At 65.1% G+C, this 19183-nt stretch carries 18 protein-coding genes and 1 pseudogene; 15 read left to right on the plus strand and 4 right to left on the minus strand.

From position 1 onward, the window contains the following. Positions 1-11: 11 nt before the first annotated feature. Together AKN84_RS22260 and gspD are read right to left on the minus strand one after the other, a co-directional pair. Positions 12-485 (minus strand): tetratricopeptide repeat protein, encoded by a 474-nt coding sequence (locus AKN84_RS22260; protein WP_050422806.1) that lies wholly within the window; start codon positions 483-485, stop codon positions 12-14. A gap of 76 nt (positions 486-561) precedes the next feature. Then, positions 562-2936 (minus strand): annotated as a pseudogene (gspD, locus tag AKN84_RS22265) (type II secretion system secretin GspD). Between the two features lie 327 nt (positions 2937-3263). Here gspD and AKN84_RS22270 point away from each other — a divergent pair. Genes AKN84_RS22270 through AKN84_RS22320 form a run of 11 tightly spaced genes read left to right on the plus strand, consistent with a single transcriptional unit; the run spans position 3264 to position 11490 of the window. Then, positions 3264-4940 (plus strand): GspE/PulE family protein, encoded by a 1677-nt coding sequence (locus AKN84_RS22270; RefSeq protein ID WP_050422757.1) that lies wholly within the window; start codon positions 3264-3266, stop codon positions 4938-4940. 4 nt (positions 4941-4944) lie between these two features. Then, positions 4945-6156, plus strand: a complete 1212-nt coding sequence (locus AKN84_RS22275; RefSeq protein ID WP_050422758.1) for a type II secretion system F family protein — start codon at positions 4945-4947, stop codon at positions 6154-6156. A 17-nt stretch (positions 6157-6173) separates the two neighbouring features. After that, a complete protein-coding gene (gene gspG, locus AKN84_RS22280) occupies positions 6174-6689 on the plus strand; it encodes a type II secretion system major pseudopilin GspG (RefSeq protein WP_050422759.1) in 516 nt (171 codons plus the stop codon). A 15-nt stretch (positions 6690-6704) separates the two neighbouring features. After that, positions 6705-7169 (plus strand): type II secretion system protein, encoded by a 465-nt coding sequence (locus tag AKN84_RS22285; RefSeq protein WP_050422807.1) that lies wholly within the window; start codon positions 6705-6707, stop codon positions 7167-7169. Then, positions 7135-7566 (plus strand): prepilin-type N-terminal cleavage/methylation domain-containing protein, encoded by a 432-nt coding sequence (locus tag AKN84_RS22290; protein WP_244485375.1) that lies wholly within the window; start codon positions 7135-7137, stop codon positions 7564-7566. Before AKN84_RS22285 ends, AKN84_RS22290 begins: the two co-directional genes overlap by 35 nt. Continuing rightward, on the plus strand, positions 7563-8258 hold the full coding sequence (locus AKN84_RS22295; RefSeq protein ID WP_244485377.1) for a PulJ/GspJ family protein: 696 nt from the start codon (positions 7563-7565) through the stop codon (positions 8256-8258). Before AKN84_RS22290 ends, AKN84_RS22295 begins: the two co-directional genes overlap by 4 nt. Then, positions 8258-8827, plus strand: a complete 570-nt coding sequence (locus AKN84_RS49195) for a hypothetical protein (protein ID WP_050422760.1) — start codon at positions 8258-8260, stop codon at positions 8825-8827. The genes AKN84_RS22295 and AKN84_RS49195 overlap by 1 nt, the downstream gene beginning before the upstream one ends. Beyond that, positions 8824-9216: a hypothetical protein gene (locus AKN84_RS49200; RefSeq protein ID WP_347337362.1), complete on the plus strand. Its 393-nt coding sequence runs from the start codon at positions 8824-8826 to the stop codon at positions 9214-9216. Before AKN84_RS49195 ends, AKN84_RS49200 begins: the two co-directional genes overlap by 4 nt. Next, complete coding sequence (locus tag AKN84_RS22310) at positions 9216-10289, plus strand: PilN domain-containing protein (RefSeq protein WP_050422762.1); 1074 nt, start codon at positions 9216-9218, stop codon at positions 10287-10289. Before AKN84_RS49200 ends, AKN84_RS22310 begins: the two co-directional genes overlap by 1 nt. Next, positions 10286-10846, plus strand: coding sequence for a type II secretion system protein GspM (gene gspM / locus AKN84_RS22315; RefSeq protein WP_050422763.1), 561 nt, complete (start codon positions 10286-10288; stop codon positions 10844-10846). Before AKN84_RS22310 ends, gspM begins: the two co-directional genes overlap by 4 nt. Then, positions 10846-11490: a hypothetical protein gene (locus tag AKN84_RS22320; protein ID WP_244485379.1), complete on the plus strand. Its 645-nt coding sequence runs from the start codon at positions 10846-10848 to the stop codon at positions 11488-11490. Before gspM ends, AKN84_RS22320 begins: the two co-directional genes overlap by 1 nt. 7 nt (positions 11491-11497) lie before the next feature. Here the strand turns inward: AKN84_RS22320 and AKN84_RS22325 are convergent, their stop codons facing one another. After that, a complete protein-coding gene (locus AKN84_RS22325) occupies positions 11498-11989 on the minus strand; it encodes a prepilin peptidase (RefSeq protein WP_050422765.1) in 492 nt (163 codons plus the stop codon). A 243-nt stretch (positions 11990-12232) separates the two neighbouring features. On the opposite strand from AKN84_RS22325, the gene AKN84_RS22330 reads away from it, so the two are divergent. The 4 genes from AKN84_RS22330 to AKN84_RS22345 all read left to right on the plus strand — a co-directional run bounded on the left by AKN84_RS22330 (position 12233) and on the right by AKN84_RS22345 (position 17497). Then, positions 12233-13018 carry an EfeM/EfeO family lipoprotein gene (locus tag AKN84_RS22330; RefSeq protein WP_050422766.1) on the plus strand — a complete coding sequence of 262 codons (786 nt, stop codon included), beginning with the start codon at positions 12233-12235 and terminating at the stop codon, positions 13016-13018. After that, positions 13015-14391: a cytochrome c peroxidase gene (locus tag AKN84_RS22335; protein ID WP_050422767.1), complete on the plus strand. Its 1377-nt coding sequence runs from the start codon at positions 13015-13017 to the stop codon at positions 14389-14391. The genes AKN84_RS22330 and AKN84_RS22335 overlap by 4 nt, the downstream gene beginning before the upstream one ends. 238 nt (positions 14392-14629) lie before the next feature. Then, on the plus strand, positions 14630-16678 hold the full coding sequence (locus AKN84_RS22340) for a phospholipase C (RefSeq protein WP_244485380.1): 2049 nt from the start codon (positions 14630-14632) through the stop codon (positions 16676-16678). Positions 16679-16810: 132 nt separating this feature from the next. Next, complete coding sequence (locus tag AKN84_RS22345) at positions 16811-17497, plus strand: hypothetical protein (RefSeq protein WP_244485382.1); 687 nt, start codon at positions 16811-16813, stop codon at positions 17495-17497. 11 nt (positions 17498-17508) lie between these two features. Here AKN84_RS22345 and AKN84_RS22350 read toward each other — a convergent pair whose 3' ends face one another. Then, positions 17509-18924, minus strand: coding sequence for a cytochrome c peroxidase (locus AKN84_RS22350; protein ID WP_244485384.1), 1416 nt, complete (start codon positions 18922-18924; stop codon positions 17509-17511). Positions 18925-19183 lie beyond the last annotated feature (259 nt).

Raw genomic sequence — 19183 nt, forward strand, 5'->3', positions numbered from 1 at the left:
GCGGTCGCTGATTACTTGACCGTCAGGTGCACGTCCGACGCCGGCCGCTCCGGGACCCATTCCAATGCAAACCGCTGGCCGGCAATGATCTCATAGGTCGAGAGTTTCGATGCGACTGCATCGCGGAACCTGAGATAGGCGTCACGCTGCCGCCCGCCAGCGCGGGCCGCCGCCAGATTGAGCCATTTGTAGGCCAGCACAAAATCGGTCGGGACGCCGTGGCCCTTGTCATAGATCAGGCCGAGCTGGGCTTGCGCGAACGGATCGCCCTGCACGGCACCGCGATAGTAGAGGTCGGCGGCAGCGGCGTAGGCCTGCGGGACGCCGAAGCCGTGCTCATACATGAAGCCGAGCAAGCCGAGCGCTCTTGGGTTGCCGCGCTCGGCGGCGGGCGCGAGCTCCTGAGCCGCCCTGACATAGTCGCCGCGATGGAAGGCGGCTGCGCCCCGCGCGACGCCGTCGGCGCTCGCGACGGATGCGGTCATCGCCCAAAGCGCGACAGCAAGCGAGGCGCAGAGCGGCTTGCGCGATGTGAAAAGGCTGCGTGCGCTCATGCCCGGCTCAGTGATAGCTGGTGGTGATCGGCGCATTGGTCGTTGTCGTGGCGATGCTGCCGCGCAATTTCGAGCGAAGCTCTTCGGCCACGGTCTGGGCGTCGGAACCGTTGCGGATGATCTGCGGGCGGATGAAGATGATCAGCTCAGTGCGCTGGGTGCCGTTGCTCTGATGCCCGAAGGCATCGCCGAGGCCGGGAATCTGGTCAAGCACCGGAAGCGCGTTGCGGGCGCCGCTCTGCTGCTCGCTGATCAGGCCCGCCAGCAGCACGGTCTGGCCGTTGGCGACCGAAATCTGGCTCTTGACCCGCCGCTCGGACACTGTCGGCGTCAGGTTCACCGTGCTGCTCTGCGGAACGTTGCTGATCTCCTGCTCGATATCGAGCCGCACGGTGCCGTTGACGCTGACGCGCGGCGAGACCTTCAGGATGATGCCGGTGTTGCGATAGTCGATGGTGTTGACCACCGTATTGCTCGTGGTCAGCACCGTCGCGCTGCCGGTCGATACCGGGACGACGTCGCCGACCTGCAGGGTCGCGACCTGGTTGTTGATCACGACCAGCGACGGATTGGAGAGCACCTTGACGCTGGTGACGGCATGCAGCGCATCCAGGATGAAGCTCGGCTGCGTCTCGGACCCGACCAGGAAGTTGAAGCCGGGGAAGGCCCGGTTGATGAAGGCGTTGGTGACCGAGCCGGCGACGGAGGCGACGCCGGTGGTCGCGTCCGTGGTGGTCGCGGGCGCGTGGTGGCCTGGGTGCCCGTGAACGAGCCCATGTTCGGCTTCAGGCCGAGGCTCCGGCTGGTGAGGTAGGTCTGCACGCCATAGGACAGGGTGTTGTTGAGCGTGACCTCGGCGATCGTCGCGTCGATCGCGACCTGGAGTTGCGGCTCGTCGATCTGCACCAGCGTCGCCTCGATGATGCGATAATTGGCCTGGTCGGCATAGATCAGCAGATTGTTGTTCACGACATCGGGCGTGATGCGCACGTCCTGCATGACGGGCTGGCCATTGCCGGAGCCCGACGCGCCGCGTCCGGCATCCAGGGCGGCATTGTTGCCCTGGCCTTGATTGTTGGGATTGTTCGCTTGCCCGCCCGTGCCAAATCCCTGGCCGAGGCCCTGGCCCGTCCCCGACGTGCCGCGGTTTGCGAAGCCGCTCATGCCCGAATTCGAGCCGCTGTTGTTGTTGAGCGAGAGACGATCGGCGACGCTTGAGGTCGACGAAGTGCCGGAGCCGGGCGCGAGCTGGCTGTCGGCGCTGTCGAGCAAATTGCCGGACGAGCCGCCGAGGAACATGTCGGTCAGCACCCGCGCGATCTGGCGCGCGTCGCCGTATTTGACGCGGTAGACATGGACCGAGGTGCGCGCGGTGTCGTTGCGGTCGAGGCGCTTGATCCAGGTCGCAGCCGTGTGCAGCATCTCCGGCTTCTTGGTCACCACCAGCACCGCATTGAGGCGCTGGATCGGCATGAACTTGATGACGTTCTGGCTGAGGCCGTTCTCGCCGGAATCGACGATCTTCTCCAGCTCGGCAATGACGGGCGCGGGCGACCCGCTCGAGATCGGGAAGATGCCGACGGACTGGCCGCGCATCCAGTCGACGTCGAAGCTGAGCACGGTGTCGACGGCGGTGCGGCGCTCGGCGCCGGTGCCCTGGATCAGAAGCAGATTGCGCGTCGTGTCGGCGCGGACCGAGCCGGCCCTTGTGGCGAAGCTGTCGGTCAGCTTCAGCAGGGTCTGGGCCGACACATATTGCAGGGGGACCACCGAGACGCCGAATCCGGCCTCGGGATTGGCTGCCGCGGCATCGACGCGACCGCCGCCGACGGCATCGCCGAGCGGCGTCAGGCGATAGCCCGACGTATCCTTCAGCAACACGACGCCGCTCAGGCGGAGCGCGTTTTCGAGCACGAAGACCATGTCGGATTTCGGCACCGGGCGGACCGACACCAGGCTCACCGTGCCCTGCACCCGCGGGTCGATGGTGTAGCCGACATGCAGGATGTCGCCGAGCACGACCTTGGCGACGGTCGCCACCGGCGTGCTCTCGAAATTCAGGTCGAAGCCATTGCCGTTTGACGTCGGTTGCGGCCGCGCATCCGCGATGCCGGTCACTTCGCTTCCATCATACATCGCCGCGCGGACGCTGCCGCTCTGGCCGCTGCCCGTCGCCGCCAGCGCGCTGACCGGCTGCGGCTGGCGCTGCGCCAGATCCAGCGAGCGCACCTTGTCCGTCACGTCGAGCTGGGACGCGTCGACGCTCTCGCCGACCGTCGCGGAATTGCAGGACGCCAGCAACCCCAACGACGTCAAGGCAAAAATGGCTGCGAGGCCGCCGCGGATCGTCGGGCAGCGGCCCACTGTGCCTACGCGTTGCATGAAGGCCCTTCGCTCTGACTAACTGAAATTTCGATTGCTTGCGACGATCGGTCCTACCCCGGGAGGACTCTTAGCGATCGAACATGACAGAAATAAATTGGTTACATGATTGTCGTTCGCGGCCTGCCCGTCGCATCGCACCAAAATCTGTGCAGCCGACGCCCCGTCGTCGTGTCCGCGAAGCCACGTCAAGGCTTCTTGAGCGAGGCGAACGATGCGGCTTCGCACAGCTGTCACACTTCGGATCGATAACCGCAGAACCGCCGGGAGCCGAACGCGCGGACCTTGGCACGAGCTGATCCAGGATAGTGTGGCGGGATACAAGGAATGGCCAACGACCTGTCCGTTCGGTTCGTGGATTATCTCCGTCAGAACAATCACCTGACGCCGATCGACGGGGCGGCTGACCGGACCGGGCCGGGCGCCGATGTCAGGCAGCTGAAGCTGTGGGAGGTCACCAGTCTCTCGCCGACCGAATTCGCCGACGAGGCCGCGCGCTTCTTCGCGCTTGGCCGTCTGACGCTCCAGGATATGACCTCGGCCGAGCCGCTGGTCGGCTCGTTCTCGCCGCGCTTCCTGCGCGAGACCATGGTCTATCCGTGCCGGGCGGCCGATGGGACCGTTACCCTCGCCGTGGTCGATCCGACCGACCAGGCGACGCTGCGGGCGGCACAGATTGTGCTGGGCGCCGGCATCAATGTGAAGGTGGCCTCATCTGAGGATGTCGCCATCGCGCTGAACAACGCCTCCAGCGCCGAGGAGGTCGAGGCCGCCGACACGACGGCGGCGCTGCCCCGGGAAGACGACATCGAGAGCCTGCGCGATCTGGCCAGCGGCGCCCCGGTGGTGCGCGCGGTCAACGATCTGATCGAGAAGGCGGTCGAGCTTCGCGCCAGCGACATCCATATCGAGCCGTTCTCGGCCGGCCTGATGGTCCGCCTACGCATCGATGGCCTGCTGCGGCCGGTTGCGGCGCTGTCGGGCGTGCTGCCGCAGGCGGTGGTCTCCCGCATCAAGATCATCGCCAATCTCAACATCGCCGAGCGGCGCCTGCCGCAGGACGGTGCGGCACGGCTGCGGGCCGGACGGACCGACATCGATATCCGCGTCGCGATCATGCCGACGCAGCATGGCGAATCCGCCGTCATCCGCATCCTGCCCAAGGATCGCGGCCTGCTGGTGGTCGAGAAGCTCGGCTTCTCCGCGACCGACGAAGGCAAGCTGCGGCGGCTCTTGAAGCTGCCGCACGGCATGGTCGTGATCACCGGGCCGACCGGCAGCGGTAAGACCACGACGCTGGCGACGATCCTGTCGATCCTCAATGAGCCGAGCCGCAAGATCCTGACCATCGAGGACCCGGTCGAATACGAGATTCCCGGCGTCAACCAGTCCCAGATCAAGCCGGCGATCGGCCTGACCTTCGCCACCGCGCTGCGCTCCTTTGTCCGCCAGGACCCTGATGTCATCATGGTCGGTGAAATCCGCGATTCCGAGACCGCGCATGTCGCGGTGCATGCCGCGCTGACCGGGCATCTGGTGCTGACGACGCTGCACACCGAGACCGCGGCGGCCGCGGTGCCGCGCCTGCTCGACCTCGGGGTCGAAGGCTATCTGCTGCGCTCGGTGTTGCGCGGCGTGATCGCGCAACGTCTGGTCCGGCAATTATGCGAGCGCTGCAAGACGGCGCGGCCGCTGGCCGCTGCCGATTTCACCGAGGATCCCCGGCTCGCCGCGCTTGGCTTCCGGGCCGAGGAGATCATCCAGGAGCCATGCGGCTGCGAGCGCTGCGGCGGCACCGGCTATCGCGGCCGTCTCGGCGTGTTCGAACTGCTCGAACTATCCAACGAACTGCGTGAACTGATCGGAGAGCGAACCGACGGGCTGAAGATCGATACGATGGCGATCCGGGCGGGCATGACCACGATGCTCGATGACGGGGTCGCCAAATGCCGCGCCGGATTGACCTCGCCCGCCGAGATCCTCCGCGTTGCCACGGTGCGGTGACGCCGTGCCGAATTATCGCTATCGCGCTTTGACCCAGGCCGGCGAGATCGTGAACGGCACGATCTCGGCTCCGACCGCGGCCGAGGTGGCGCGGCGGATCGAATATCTCAAGCTGCTGCCGATCGAGACCACCGAGGACAAGCGCGCATCCAGTGCCGCCGGCGGCCGCAGCCTGTTCGGCGGGCCGAGTGCCGCCGAGGTCACCACCTTCACGCGCGACCTCGCGTTGCTGCTCAAGGCCGGCGCGCGTCTCGACGATGCTCTGGAGCTTTTGTCCGGCGATGCCGATGTCGGCCGGATGCGCCCGGTGGTGGCCAAGATCCGCGCAGCCCTGCTCACCGGCGAGAGCTTTGCCGATGCGGTGGCGGATCATCCGACCCTGTTCCAGCCGATGTACATCGCGCTGGTCCGGGTCGGCGAAATCTCCGGCACGCTCGACTCCGTGCTGGAGATGCTCGGGACCGAGCGCGCGCGGTCCGAGCAGATGCGGCGCAAGCTGACCGACGCCATGCAGTATCCGGCCTTCGTGCTGGTCGCGGCATCCGGCGTGATGCTGTTCTTCCTGCTGTTCGTGCTGCCGCAATTCTCGACCGTGCTCGGCGATTTCGGCGGCAAGTCGGATACCGCGCTCGCCAGCTTCATCGCGCTGTCGGATTTCCTGCGCGCCAACGCCACGGCGGCAAGCCTGATCAGCGCGGCGACGATTGCGCTCGCATGGTGGCTGCTGCGGCAGGCGCGGGTGCGCGCCGCGCTGGTCAACGGCATTTCGCGGGTGCCGGGTATCAGCAGCGCCTTCCAGTTCTATCGCGCCAGCCTGTTCTGCCGCAATCTGGGCGTCCTGCTCGGCAGCGGCGTCAACCTCACGGCCGCATTGCGCATCCTCGTCGACATCATGGCGGTGACCGGGAGCGAGGCGAACTGGACCGCCGCCGCGGACCGCGTCCGTCATGGCGGAAAATTATCCGAAGCACTCGCGGTGGCGGACAGCCTGCCGCCGATGGCGGTCCGCATGCTGCGACTCGGCGAAGAGACCGGGCAGCTGCCGGTACTGGCCGGGCGGGTCGCGGAATTCTACGAAGCTAAATTGCAGCGCAGCCTGGACCGCGTCGTCGGCATCGTCGGTCCGCTGGCGATCATCACGATCAGCACCGTGGTCGGCGGGCTGATCGTCTCGGTCATGACGGCGCTGCTCTCGGTCACGCAGCTAGTCGGTTAAAGCAGAGGTCATCGGTCATGATATCGCGCAACAGCATCATCGAAGCATTTTCCACGCGAGCGGGACGCGATCGCGCCCGATCGCAACAGCCAAGGCGTTCGGGCGAGGCGGGCTTCACCCTGGTCGAGATGCTGGTGGTGATTGCGATCATCGGCCTCATCATGGGGCTGATCGGGCCGCGCGTGCTCAACTATCTCAGCGAGTCCAAGATCAAGACCGCGCGCATTCAGCTGCAGAGCTTCTCGAGCGCGCTCGACCTGTTCTATCTCGACGCCGGGCGCTTCCCGTCCACGGCGGAGGGGCTCGCAGCGCTGGTTCGGCGCACGCCCGGGGTCGCGGCCTGGAACGGCCCGTATCTGAAGGGCGGCAACGTGCCGAACGATCCCTGGAATCACGCCTACATCTATCGCTCGCCCGGCGAGCACGGCCCTTATGACATCGTCTCCTACGGTTCTGACGGTCAGGAGGGCGGCAGCGGCACCTCGGCCGATATCTCGCTCGAGAAGACCACGGCCGCCAACACCGACCAATAAGGATGCATGGCAAGCATGAATGAGGCGGCGCAGCGCGGTTTCACCCTGCTCGAGATGGTGTGCGTGCTCGCCATCATCGCGCTGCTGGCGGCCGTGCTGCTTCCGTTCATTCCGCACCAGACCTCGCGGTCGCGCCTGCAAGCCTATGCGCTGCAGACCGCGACGCTGCTGAAGGCCGATCGAAACGCCGCCATCGAGCGCAGCACCAGCGTCGCGACGCTGGTCGACGCGCCGAGCCGCGTGATCCATTCAGGGGCGTCGCGCATGACGGTGCGGATTCCCGATGACGTGCGGTTCGATGCAGTGTTGCCGCAGAGCTGTGAGCGCCGCGCGGCGCTGTCGACCATCCGTTTCTTCGCCAATGGCGGTTCCTGCGGCGGCTCCATCGCGCTGACGCGGCTCGATGCTGGCTATGAGGTCCGCGTCAACTGGCTCACCGGAAGGGTTGAAATCGTTGCTCGCGACGTCGCCGCCAACTGACCGCGCTGATGCGGGGTTCACCATCATCGAAGTGCTGGTGGCGCTGGCGCTGGTGGCTGTCTCGATCGTTGCGATCGGCGCCGTCATGGGCGTCAAGACGCGCGGCGTCCGGGCCATGGAGCAGCACGTGGCGCTGATGCAGGCGGTGCGGACATTGATGACGGTCGGCATTCCGCCGCGCGCCGAGTTGCAGTCGGGCGCGACGACGGGACAGGCGGAGGGCTATCGCTGGACCATCGAGGTCAGCCCGCTCGGTGGCGACTGGAAAGTCCCTGATGGCAACGCGCCCTGGGCTCCGGAGCTGGTGCGGATTCGCGTCAAATCTCCTGGCGGTGCGCTGTCCGACATTCGCACCGTGCGCCTGATGCCGAGGTCTTCGGAAGGATCCGGGCAGTGACAGCACGGCGAACCAATGAGTGCGGCTTCACGCTGGTCGAGATGATCGTCGCGCTGGCGCTGATGGGGTTGTTGCTGTCGGCACTTGCCGGCATCACGGGAGAATGGCTGCCGAGCTGGAACAGGGGGCTCGACCGGATCCAGCGCAGTGAATTGATCGGGATCGCGCTGGAACGGATCGGCGCCGATCTCGCCGCGGCCGAGTTCGTTGCGGCCAACCGCGATACCCACAAGCCGCTGTTCGACGGATCGGAACTGTCGGTCACGTTCGTGCGGACCTCGGTGGGGCCGAATGCGGGGCCGGGGCTCGACGTGGTGCACCTCGGCGAGGTCCGGGAACGCGGCGAGTTCGTCACGGTTCGCTCGCAGGCGCGCTTCACCCCGCTCGCCGACGGAGTGTCGCTGTCGGAGCAGGTGCATCTCGGCAGCCCCGTGGTGCTGCTGCGTGCGCCCTATCGGCTGTCCTTCGCCTATGCCGGTGCAGACCGGGCCTGGAGGAGCGCGTGGAAGGATGCCGACCGGCTGCCGGCGATGATCCGGTTGACCGTACGTGACGCGGCGAGCCAGCGCGTCTTGTCGGTTTCGACCATTGCGCCGGTCCATGTCCAGATTCCGAGCGACTGCACCAAGCCGGACGGCAATTGCGGCGACAAGGGCAGCGCCAACGTTCCGACCGATCAGGGGAAGACGTGATGGGCGCGCCCGGCAATAGCGGCCGATCGCCGGCCGACCGCGGCTTCGTCATCGTTGCGGTGCTCTGGATCCTGCTGGCGCTGTCGTCGCTGGCGATCATCTTCTCGGCCTATCTTGCTGCATCGGCGCGAGCGCTGGCGGCGAGCGACGTGTCGTTGCAGACCGAGGCGCTGGTCTCGGCCGGGCTCGAGCTCACCGCCTATCAGCTGACGCTGACGGATGAGAAGACGCGGCCGCAATACGGGGCGTTTCATTTCGGACTGGATGATGCCAGCGTCAATGTGAGCTTCACGTCGGAAGCCGGCCGCGTCGACCTGAATTACGCGTCGAAGGAGATGCTGATCGGCCTCTTCGTCGTGCTCGGCGCTCCGAAGGATGCCGCCAGCGAATATGCCGACCGGATCGTCGGCTGGCGGACCCGGCCTGCGCCGGGCAGCGAGAATGTCGAGGCGCGCGCTACAACGCGCTGGGCTATTCGCCGCGACAGGGGCTGTTCACCCATGTCAACGAGCTTGCGCTGGTCGCCGGCATCCCCGAGGCCTTTGTCGATCGCGTGCTGCCATTCGTGACGGTGTTCAACGGCAGTCCGGATGTTGATCCGAAAATCGCCGCGCCGGAAGTCGTGCTGGCTATGGATAAGGTATCGGGCAAAGCACAGGACGGTTTCGGGGCGAGTGCTCCTGGATCGAATGTGCTCGGCTCGAATGCTCCCGGCTCGAATGCCGCGGCGCCGAACGGCCTCGCCGCGGGAGCGCAGGCTCCGAACCCGCAAAGTGCGGCCTCGACGGCGCAGAGCCCCTGCTACCGGATCGCGATCTCGATCCGGTTCCGCAACGGTCACCGCACCACGTCTGAAGCGGTGATCGCGCTCGGCGACAAAGCGGAGCCTTATCGTGTGTTGTCCTGGCAGAACGACCTTGAACCGAGAAGCCCGGTTCTGTTGCGCGGGAGAGGGTGATGGCAATGCTGGCCGAAGCACGGCAATGGTTCGAGCAATGGATCGGAGCGGTCGCAACTGCCGTTGACGGCGTCGCGGGCAGGTTCATGCGCCGGCGCAGCGTCGAGTTCGACGAGAATGGCGACGGCACGTTCACCGCCCGTCTCGCGGTGGCGAAGGATGGCTCGCCCCTGACGCCGGCGTCGTTCCGGCTCGATCACGACGCGCCGCAGCCTCCGCTGCCGGCGGACTGGAAGACGGCCCTCGATGGCAGCCGCATCGAGGTGCGATTGCGATCGGATCATGTCGTCAGCCGCGTGCTCGACTTCCCGAGTCAGGCGGCCGACTTCCTTGACGGGATGATCCGCGCGCAGGTCGACCGGCTGACGCCATGGACCGCCGCCGATGCAGTCTTCGGCTGGGGTTCGCCGCAGCCGATTTCCAACGACCGCATCGAAGTCGCGTTCAGCGCCACCGCGGCGGCCAAGGTCGATCCGTTGATCCGGATGGCCAGGATGCTCGGCGCCGCCTCCATTGCGGTCACGGCGCCGGCGGTCGGCAGCGACGGTACCCCGCAGCAGGTGACGCTGCTCGACCGATCGCTGCGCGGCCTCGCCGGACCTGCGGTGCCGCGGCTGCTGCGCATCGGCCTGGCCTCGACGGCGGCCGCGGCCGCGGTCTGCCTGCTGCTCAACATCTATGTCGGCGGCTGGCTGCAATCCGAGCAGGAGGACCTGCAACACCGCATCTCGCAGCGCCGTGCCGCGCTGCGTCTCGATGCCAATGGCGATACGTCCGGCCTCGGCCTGCTGGCCAAGCGCAAGCAGACGACGCCGTCGAGCGTCATGGTTCTGGAAGCGATCTCGCGCGTGCTGCCCGACACGACCTATGTGACGGAGCTCCGCATCGAGGGCAACAAGGTGCAGGTGGTGGGGCTGACCCAGGATGCGCCGTCCCTGATCCGGCTGCTGGAGCAGTCGCCGCAATTCACCCGCGCGACGTTCTTCGCGCCGACGACCCGCGCCGCGAATGAATCGGCGGAGCGGTTCCACGTCGAGGCCAATATCTCTGCTTATTTTGGATCCGGCTCATGAGCGCATCCCGATCGTTGACCGCCGTCAGCACCTCGCCACTGGTCGCGACCGCGAGCTATCTCGGTCTGTTCGTGCTGCTGCTCTTTGTCGTCATCTCGTCGCTCTCGGACATCATCGGCCTGCGCAGCGATGTCGCGGCGTCGGCCGGGATGCTGGAGCAGTTGGAGGGACGATCGAAGGCGAAGACCGCGCCCGGAGAGGCGGCCATGCCGACCGGTTCCGCCTATCTCGAAGGGGCGACCGTCACGGTCGCCGGCGCCACCCTGCTGCAGCGGGTGTCGGGCGCGGTGATCAAGGCCGGCGGCAATGTGCTGTCGACGCAGCTCGACGTGCCCAACGCGCCGGCCAAGGCCGGCTTCATCAGCATGGTGGCAAGCAGCGAGATCGAGCAGGCGCAATTGCAGCAGGTGCTCTACGACCTCGAAGCCGGCATGCCGTTCCTGTTCATCGACCAACTGGTGGTGCAACCGGTTGCCGACGAAGCTGCCAAGGGCCGCGATCCCGGCAAGTTGCGGGTGCTGCTTGGTGTCTCCGGACAATGGCGAGGAGCCAAATGATGCGACGCTATGCTGCGACCATCGTGCTGTTGGCGGTGTCGGTTCATGCCGCATTGGCTGCCGTGCCTGACCGGTCCGGCGATGCGCTCGATGCCGGGTTGCTCGACGAAACCCGCCTGGGTGGACCGGTGCTGAGTTCGCCGCCGGCCTCAGAGCCGGTGACGTCGGTCCGCGTGGCCCCTGCGCCGGCGCCGACGCCCCGGCCGCTCAGCGCCAATCCATTGTGGGGCATCCCGCTCACCACGCTGTCCAACACCCGCGACCGCCCGGTGTTCTCGCCGTCGCGGCGGCCGCCGCCTGTCGCCGTTGCGGAGCCGGAGGTCAGCAAGCCGCCGCCGCCACCGCCGCGCAAGGTCGCGACCGAGCCGCCGCCGCTGTCGCTGGTCGGCACCATCTCCGGAGATGATGAAAGCTTCGGGATCTTTCTCGATCAATCGAACAAGACTGCACTGCGGCTGAGGATCGGCGACGATTTCCAGGGCTGGAAGCTGCGAACCATCAAGGCGCGCGAAGCCACGATGGAGAAAGACGAGCATGGCGCGGTGCTCACACTGCCGCAGCCCGGCGGTGATGAGAGCGGCGAGGCTCGCCTCGTTCCGGTCAGCACCGAGCGGAAGCCATTGGCCGCGCGGATCCAGAGGTGATTGCGCGCTAATTCAACGCGAGCCAGTTTTGAAGGGCCGGCGTCAGGAGAAGCCCGAGCGCAAGAAACGGGCCGAACGGAATCGACGTCTGGCGCTTCATCTCGTGTCCTGCGAGTTGCAGGCCGCCGGCCACACCAAGTGCCGCGAGCGCCGCGATCAGCAGCAGGGTCGGAATCCCCGACGCGCCGACCCAGATCGCCGCTGCTGCAAGAAACTTGACGTCGCCAAGTCCCAACCCGTCCACGTGCCGTAGCGCAAAGTAAAGGCGCTGCAACAGCCAGAACACGATGCCGACGAGGGCGGCGATCGCCATCGCAGTGAGCGCGGCCGTCGTGCCGTCAGTGATGACGGCGTTGGCAAGCCCGAGCGCTGCGATCGTAAGATTCAGCCAGTCGGGAATGATGCCGTGACGAAGATCGATCAGCGCAACGCTGCAGCAGAGCACGCAGAGCGCGCCGTAAGATGCAATGAAATAAAGAGCTTCGTGATCAATCTGCATGGTGACGGGACAAGTGTGACGCGTGAACACATTGTGTTGCAACAACTCGCGCGCGTTGAACAGTGCATTTTCATCGATCGGCAGCCGCGTGAGGCGCTTGCGGGATTGTGATCGTCATCACCGATGACGAAACAGAAAAGATGCGACAAAAAGTCTGCGCTGTCACAAATCCGCATAGGATACCGACAATAGTTCGCTCCGCTACGTGCCGCGAGCCCTTCGCGGCAGATGAGTGGGTTGCCTATGTACAAGATGCGAGTGGCGGCGTGCCTGGCTTTGCTGGCAGCGTCGGCAAACGTGCGCGCCGCGAATGCGGGCGCTCTCGAGGACGGCGCCGAGCGTTATCGGCCGTACCTGATCGAGGGCGTTGGCAGCGCGCTGGCGGGCGCGCGTGCGTTGCGTGAACGCGCCGCTGCTGCGGATTTGCCCGGTGCAAAGAAGGCCTGGTTGTCGGCGCGCGCCGGCTGGGAGCGCTCGGAAGTGTTCACCGCGGGCTTCGTGCCCGAGCTCGATGCGCAGATCGACGCCTGGCCGAACGCGGACAGCGGGTTTCATGCCATCGAGGCCAAGCTGTTCGGCGCTGCGAGCACTGACGTTGCGACCGATGCGACGGGGCTCGTCGAGCATCTGAATGACCTTCACGGCAAGATCAAGGACATCAAGCTGACGCCGCAGGGGCTGCTGGACGGCACGGCGCGGCTCGCCTACGAAGTCGGCGAGAGCAAGGCCGATGGCGGCGAGTCGCGCATCAGCGGCACCTCGCTGGACGATATGCGCAACAATATCGCCGGCATCGACTTCGCCTATCACACGATTTTCTCTGCCGCGCTCAACACGGTGGACGGCAAGCTCGACGAGATGGTGACGAACCGCATCGAGCAGCTGCAGGCGATCGTCGCCACGCCCGACCTGCCTCACGTCAATATCGCCGATCTGCGCCGGACCAGCGAAGAGCTGGTCGTCGCGTTGCAGAGCGCCTCGGCAAAGCTCGGGCTGCAGCGCCCGACCCTGGAGGCGCAGGCGCGATGACATCGCTTCACCGGCGTCTGGCTGCGCTGCTCGCCGGTGTGATCACCGTTGCGCTGCACGGGCATGCGGTGGCGTTTCCGGTCGACGGCGACAAGACCGTGCTGCCGGTCGCGACCGAGCTGAACGAGGATGCGCTCGACAAGCCGCGCGAGGTGTTCCAGTCGGAGCGGACCGGAGCCAAGTCGTATCTGGTCAATCTCGGCGATCTCGCCTTCAACTCGCCGGGGCTGCTTGGCGAGGTGGCGCGGCAGGCCGGCGTGAGCTGCGGCACCTGCCACGTCAACGGCGCCAACAACGCAAAATTCTTCATGCCGAAGATGTCGAGCCGGCCCGGCACGTTCGATACCACCGGCCCGCTGTTCAATCCGAAGGCCAACAACCTGGCGTTCGATCCGGTGCGGATTCCGAGCCTGCGCGGCGCGCGCTACCTTGCGCCCTACGGCGCCGACGGCCGGTTCGCTTCGCTGCGCGACTTCGTCCACAACGTCATCACCAGCGAGTTCGCCGGACCCGAGCCGTCGCCGGCAACGCTCGATGCGATCGTTGCCTATCTTCACGATATCGACTTCCTGCCCAATCCGAGCCTCGGTCCCGCCGGGCGGCTGGCCGGCAAGATCACCGATGCGGAGCGCCGCGGCGAAGCGCTGTTCGCAAAGCCGTTCCAGCACGATCCTGCACTGAGCTGCGCGGGGTGCCACGTTCCGTCGTCCGGCTTTGTCGATCACCAGCAGCACGATGTCGGTTCGGGCGGACTGTTCAAGACGCCGACGTTGCGCAACGCCGACTTCAACGCGCCGTACTTCCACGACGGCCGGTTCGATAATTACAACCAGGTGGTCGACTATTTCGACCGGACCTTTCAGCTCGAGCTCTCGGCGCAGGACAAGGGCGACCTCGTCGCCTACCTCACGGCCGTCGGCGATGGCGTGCAGCCTTATGAACGCGACGGCGCCGGTGCGACGCTGAAGGAGATCAACGATTTCTCGACGGTGCTCGCGACCGCGATTCCTGCCGGGGACAAGGACGTTGTCGCGCTGGCGGTCGATACGATCGGCCGCGAGCTGCGCGAATTGACCGAGCAATATCCCGATCGCAAGAACACCAGCGTGTCGGGCGGCGAGCAGCAGCGTGTGCTTGCGCGCAACGGGCTGAAGGAGCTCGTGCTGACGCTGCGGCGAATCGAGATGGCCGTTGCAACGGGGCGCAATGCGGACGCTGCGACCGAGTTCAGGAATTATCGCAACCTGATGGCTGCTGCGGTGCCTGCGTTGTTGGCCAGCGCCGAGCCGTGGTCGCTGTTCAATCAAGGCGTGCATGACCAGCATTACGCTGCACTTCGCGAGGTGATGCGATCGAGGCACGGTTCGCATTGATTGACTTGTATTGTAGTGCAGTCGCGCAACACGCTGTTGCGTGCATTGCTTCGTCAATTTTCGATCTTCAGTTGAAGAGTCGAATCGTGGAGATGCAGCGTGCGGCGGCAGATGTCTTCACAGAAAATCTTTGAACGTTTCGAAATTTCTCGCGCGCTTTCACGTAAGCGAAAAGCATGCGTCATACTGTCGCACTAAGCAGGGCGTGTTGCTAACCGCAAACACCCTGAGGTCGACAATGAGTTTGAATTACAAAAAGCACTGGCGAACCAGCACCGCGCTCTGCATCGCGTCATCGGTGCTCGTCGCAACAGCCGCATATGCCGCTCACTATCCGGGCGGTCGCAGTGATTGGGACAAGCGTTCGCATCACAATCACCAGGCGCACGAAGAGGGCGATCGTGCGAAGCATGATCACGGCGACAAGGATCACGACAAGGGCAAGACGGCGTCGCCGATCAAGCACGTCATCATTCTGATCGGCGAGAACCGCGGTCTCGATCACACCTTCGGGATCTACAAGCCGAAGGGCAAGGGGCAGACCATCTCCAACCTGTTGTCGAAGGGCATCGTCAACGAGGACGGGACGCCGGGACCGAACTTCGCGCAGGCGCAGCAGGCCTCGGTGGCTGGCCAGCCGTTGTACTACATCGGTGCGCCGGCGATTTCGAAGTCGCCCTACAACGCGACCAATTTGATGCCGCAGCCGAACACCAACGGCACGCCGACGGCGCAGAGCGACGCGGCGCCCCCGTTCAAGACGATCACCGAGGCCAGCGTCGAGAAGGACATGGACCCGGCCGATCTCGACATCCTCACCACCGGCTTCAGCGGCCTGCCGACCGGTGTGCTGGATACCCGCGTTCCCGGCGCCGGCGGTCTGAACGGACCGTTCCCGCTGCAGGGTGAGCAGATCAGCGACGACGATTACACGGGCGACTCGACCCATCGCTTCTATCAGGATTGGCAGCAGGAAGACTGCAGCGCCGCCAACGCCACCAAGAAGAACAATTCGGGCTGCCTGAACGACCTGTTCCCGTTCGTGATGGCGACCTATTCGGCGTCGAACAAGAGCATGGCCAACTCGATGGGCTTCTACAACGCCCAGCAGGGTCAGGCCCCGGTCCTGAAGATGCTCGCCGACCGCTTCACCCTGAGCGACAATTTCCACCAGTCGTTCCATGGCGGCACCGGCGCGAACCACTTCATGCTCGGCACCGGCGACGCGGCCTTCTGGAGCGACGGCAAGGGCAATCCGGTGACGCCGCCGGCGAACCTGATCGCCAACCCGAACCCGGTCACGGGCTCGGTCAACCGCTACACCGTCGACGGCAACTGGAGCAACTGTTCGGATGTGTTCCAGCCCGGCGTGAAGCCGATCGTCACCTATCTCAACAATCTGCCGTACGCGGCGGAGCCGAACTGCAAGCCCAACCACTACTACATGCTCAATAACGTCAATCCGGGCTATCTGCCGAACGGCGCGCTGTCGGGCGGTAACAACGTTCCGCCGTCGTCGGTTCGCACGATCGGCGATGCGCTGATGGAGAAGAACATCTCCTGGGCGTTCTATGGTGGCGCGTTCAACGACGCCGTGGCGCTTGCCAATGCCGCGGTTGCCGCCAATCCGTCGAACCCCAACCTTGGCGCCGCTGCGCTCGCCGATCCGGCGCACGCTCTCGGCGTTGCCTACTGCCAGATCTGCAATCCGTTCCAGTATGCGACCTCGATCATGGCCAACCCGGCCGTGCGTCAGGCTCACATGAAGGACACTGCCGATCTGATCACGGCGATCCAGAACAACAAGCTGCCTGCGGTGTCGTTCGGCAAGCCGGACGGTCTGCTCGACGGTCACCCGCAGAGCTCGAAGGTTGATCTGTTCGAGGCCTATGTCCTGAACGTGCTCAACGCGCTGGAGAACAATCCGGAGCTGAAGGCTGACACCGCGGTCTTCATCACCTGGGACGAGGCCGGCGGCTACTGGGACTCCGGTTACCAGCAGTCGATCGACTTCTTCGGCGACGGACCGCGCATTCCGACCCTGATCCTCTCGCCCTATTCGACGGGCGGCAAGGTCAATCACAACTACGCCGACCACGTTTCGCTGCTGAAGTTCATCGAACGCAACTGGGGCCTCCAGCCGCTGACGAACCGCAGCCGCGACAACCTGCCGAACCCGAGCTACTCGAAGAACAACGAGTACGTCCCGACCAACAGCCCGGCGCTGTCTGACCTGTTCGACGCGTTCGACTTCAGCAAGCCGGTCAATTTGTCCTACACCGAGTGATCGAGCTCTCGTCCTGGACGAGGTCTTGAATCCATCCAAGAATCCATCCAAGGCCGGCGCCGATCGAACCTTTGGTTTGGTCGGCGCCGTCATGTTTTGCCTGCCCATCAGCCGAACGACCGGGGATATGCGATGACGCGCAGCGAGAGGACGTGCAAGGGACGCAGACGCGCGGCGGCCTATCTGTTTGTCGCCGCCATCCTGGCCGCTGCGCCGATGCCGGCCACGGCGCAGCAATTCTCCGCCGACCTCGTCGCGCGGAAGGACGATACGGCAACGGTCATAGGAACGCTGCGGGTCTCGGGCGGAAAAGCGCGCATCGAGGCGACTGCGCTGCCCGACGGCTTCTTCCTGATCGATGCGGCCAGATCCGCCGCCTATTTCGTGCGGCCGGCCGCATATGTCTACATGAATGCGATGCAATCGAGCCCGCTCACCCAGCTGTTCGTGCCGGTCGATCCCGACGATCCGTGCCGGCAATGGCTGGCGATGGCGCAGCTATCTGCGACGGTCGATCTTTCGACCTGGCACTGCCAGCACGATGGACAGGAAGCAATCGCGGGACGCAGCACCGAAATCTATCGAATCGCCGGACCGCCCGGTTTGAGCTTTACCGGCTGGATCGACCGCGCGCGCAGCTTTCCGGTGCAGATCAAGACCGTGGACGGGACGGTGATATCAGCCGATCACATTCGGGACGAGCCCCAGCCGGCGCAAAGCTTCGAAATTCCCGCGGGTCTGCGCAAGTTCGATCCGCAAGCACTGATCCGCCGGATCCAGCAGAGCGACGTATGGGTCGAGCCGCCGGCGTCGCAGTGATGGGCCGCGCGCTATTGCGATTGCCCGCTCGTCACCGGCAGCATCCGGCCGAGCGCCGTGTAGTGGGCTTGATGCACGTTGCCGTTGAACAGCGACCACGGCTCGGCCTTCTTTAGCGCAACGGAAACGTCGAAATTCACCAGCTGGGCGAATTTGCGATACTCCGTCATCGCTTCGTCGATATGACCGGCCGCGACTTCGAGGTCGATGCGGCGCAGCGTGAGGACGAGGTCCTTCAGGATCGCGCGCGCCGCCAGCCGCTCGTCCTTGCCGCCGATCGAAGTGTTCCTGATGTCGGGGATGTGCTCGGTCAACTCGCGCAGCTCGGCGCCGACCCCGGTCACGGCCAGCGACACCACCGCGGTATCGGCGGCCGGGATCGCGGCCTCGAGCACGCTCGACAATTCCAGCACTTCCTTCATCCGGAGCACGACGCCGTCCTTGTCGAACGGACGTTCGCCGTCGCCGACCGCATTCAGATAAGCGACGAGGTCCTGCACGTCCTGGGCCGACAGTTCGAGGTCGAACACACGGTCGAAATGCTCGACCACCTGCTCATACGTGTCGTAGCGGCCGTCGTGGAAGTACGGCGCATTGAAATTGGCGTTCAGCAGGGTCGGGGTCTTCACCAGTCCACCCGATCCGACGTCGTGACGCACCTGGTCGTTGAAGGTTCCAGCCGGAAGATGGCAACCGGCGCAGCTTAACTCGGCCTGCTTCGGGAACGGCTTGAAGAACAGCGCCTCGCCACGGCGCTCGGCCACGCTCGCCTGCGCGCCAAGCCTGCCGCCGGGCGCAATCTTCGGATTGGGGAGGAAGTCGATGTCGTTGATATAGGCGACGAGGCCGTCGAGAACCTCGTCGCTTGGCCGCGGCCCGGAAAACTCGTTGACGATGACATTATAGACGAACTCACGCAGCGAGGTGATGCGCCCGTCATGGCCATAGGGGGCGAGGAAGCGGGCGCCGCGCAGGCTCGGAATCCTGACCGGATCGAGGATGCTGTTGAACGTCTTCGCGTTGAAGACGAGGCTCGTCGTGTCGAAGGTGCCGGGGCGGGACGATAGGCCCGGAACGAACAATTTCGGGTTCGATGCGCCGTTGACGTGGCAGGTGCCGCAGCTCATCTCGGCCTGACGGGCCTTGCCGCCGAAGATGGACGGCGAGTTGAACGCGAGATCGCCGAGATTGACCAAATAGGACTTTCGCCCGCCCATCGCCTCGGAATGAAAGAGCTCGCGCGGCCGCGCCAGCGCGTCCTCGGATAATTCCGTGCCGGCCGGCAGCACGGTCTGATCGCCGCCGAGCGGAAACGCCAGCGCTTGCAACGGCAGCAAGGCAACCACGAGCGCGAGCAATGCGGTTCGCGCCGGTGTGACGCCGCGGCGAACGGCAGATGCCGCATGACATTTTCCGGAGCCGGACACCAGAATATCCCAAGCCATTGCGAGAAAACGCCCCTTGTCACAATGCATATGCGCCGCCGTAAGTCAGAAGATGTCACGGAGGTGACAGTTTCCTGTCGGCAGGATCAATGACCATCTGTTTGGATAGACGACTGTTGATTGCGGTTTGATGACGATCGATCAACGAGCCGCAATCCGGGCTGCATGTGACAGAAAGAAAAAATATCGGCGTGTGCGGGTCTTTTCACGCGTTTGTGCGCGCGTCGAAAAACAGTCATCC

Source organism: Bradyrhizobium tropiciagri (assembly GCF_001189845.1).
GTDB lineage: Bacteria > Pseudomonadota > Alphaproteobacteria > Rhizobiales > Xanthobacteraceae > Bradyrhizobium > Bradyrhizobium tropiciagri.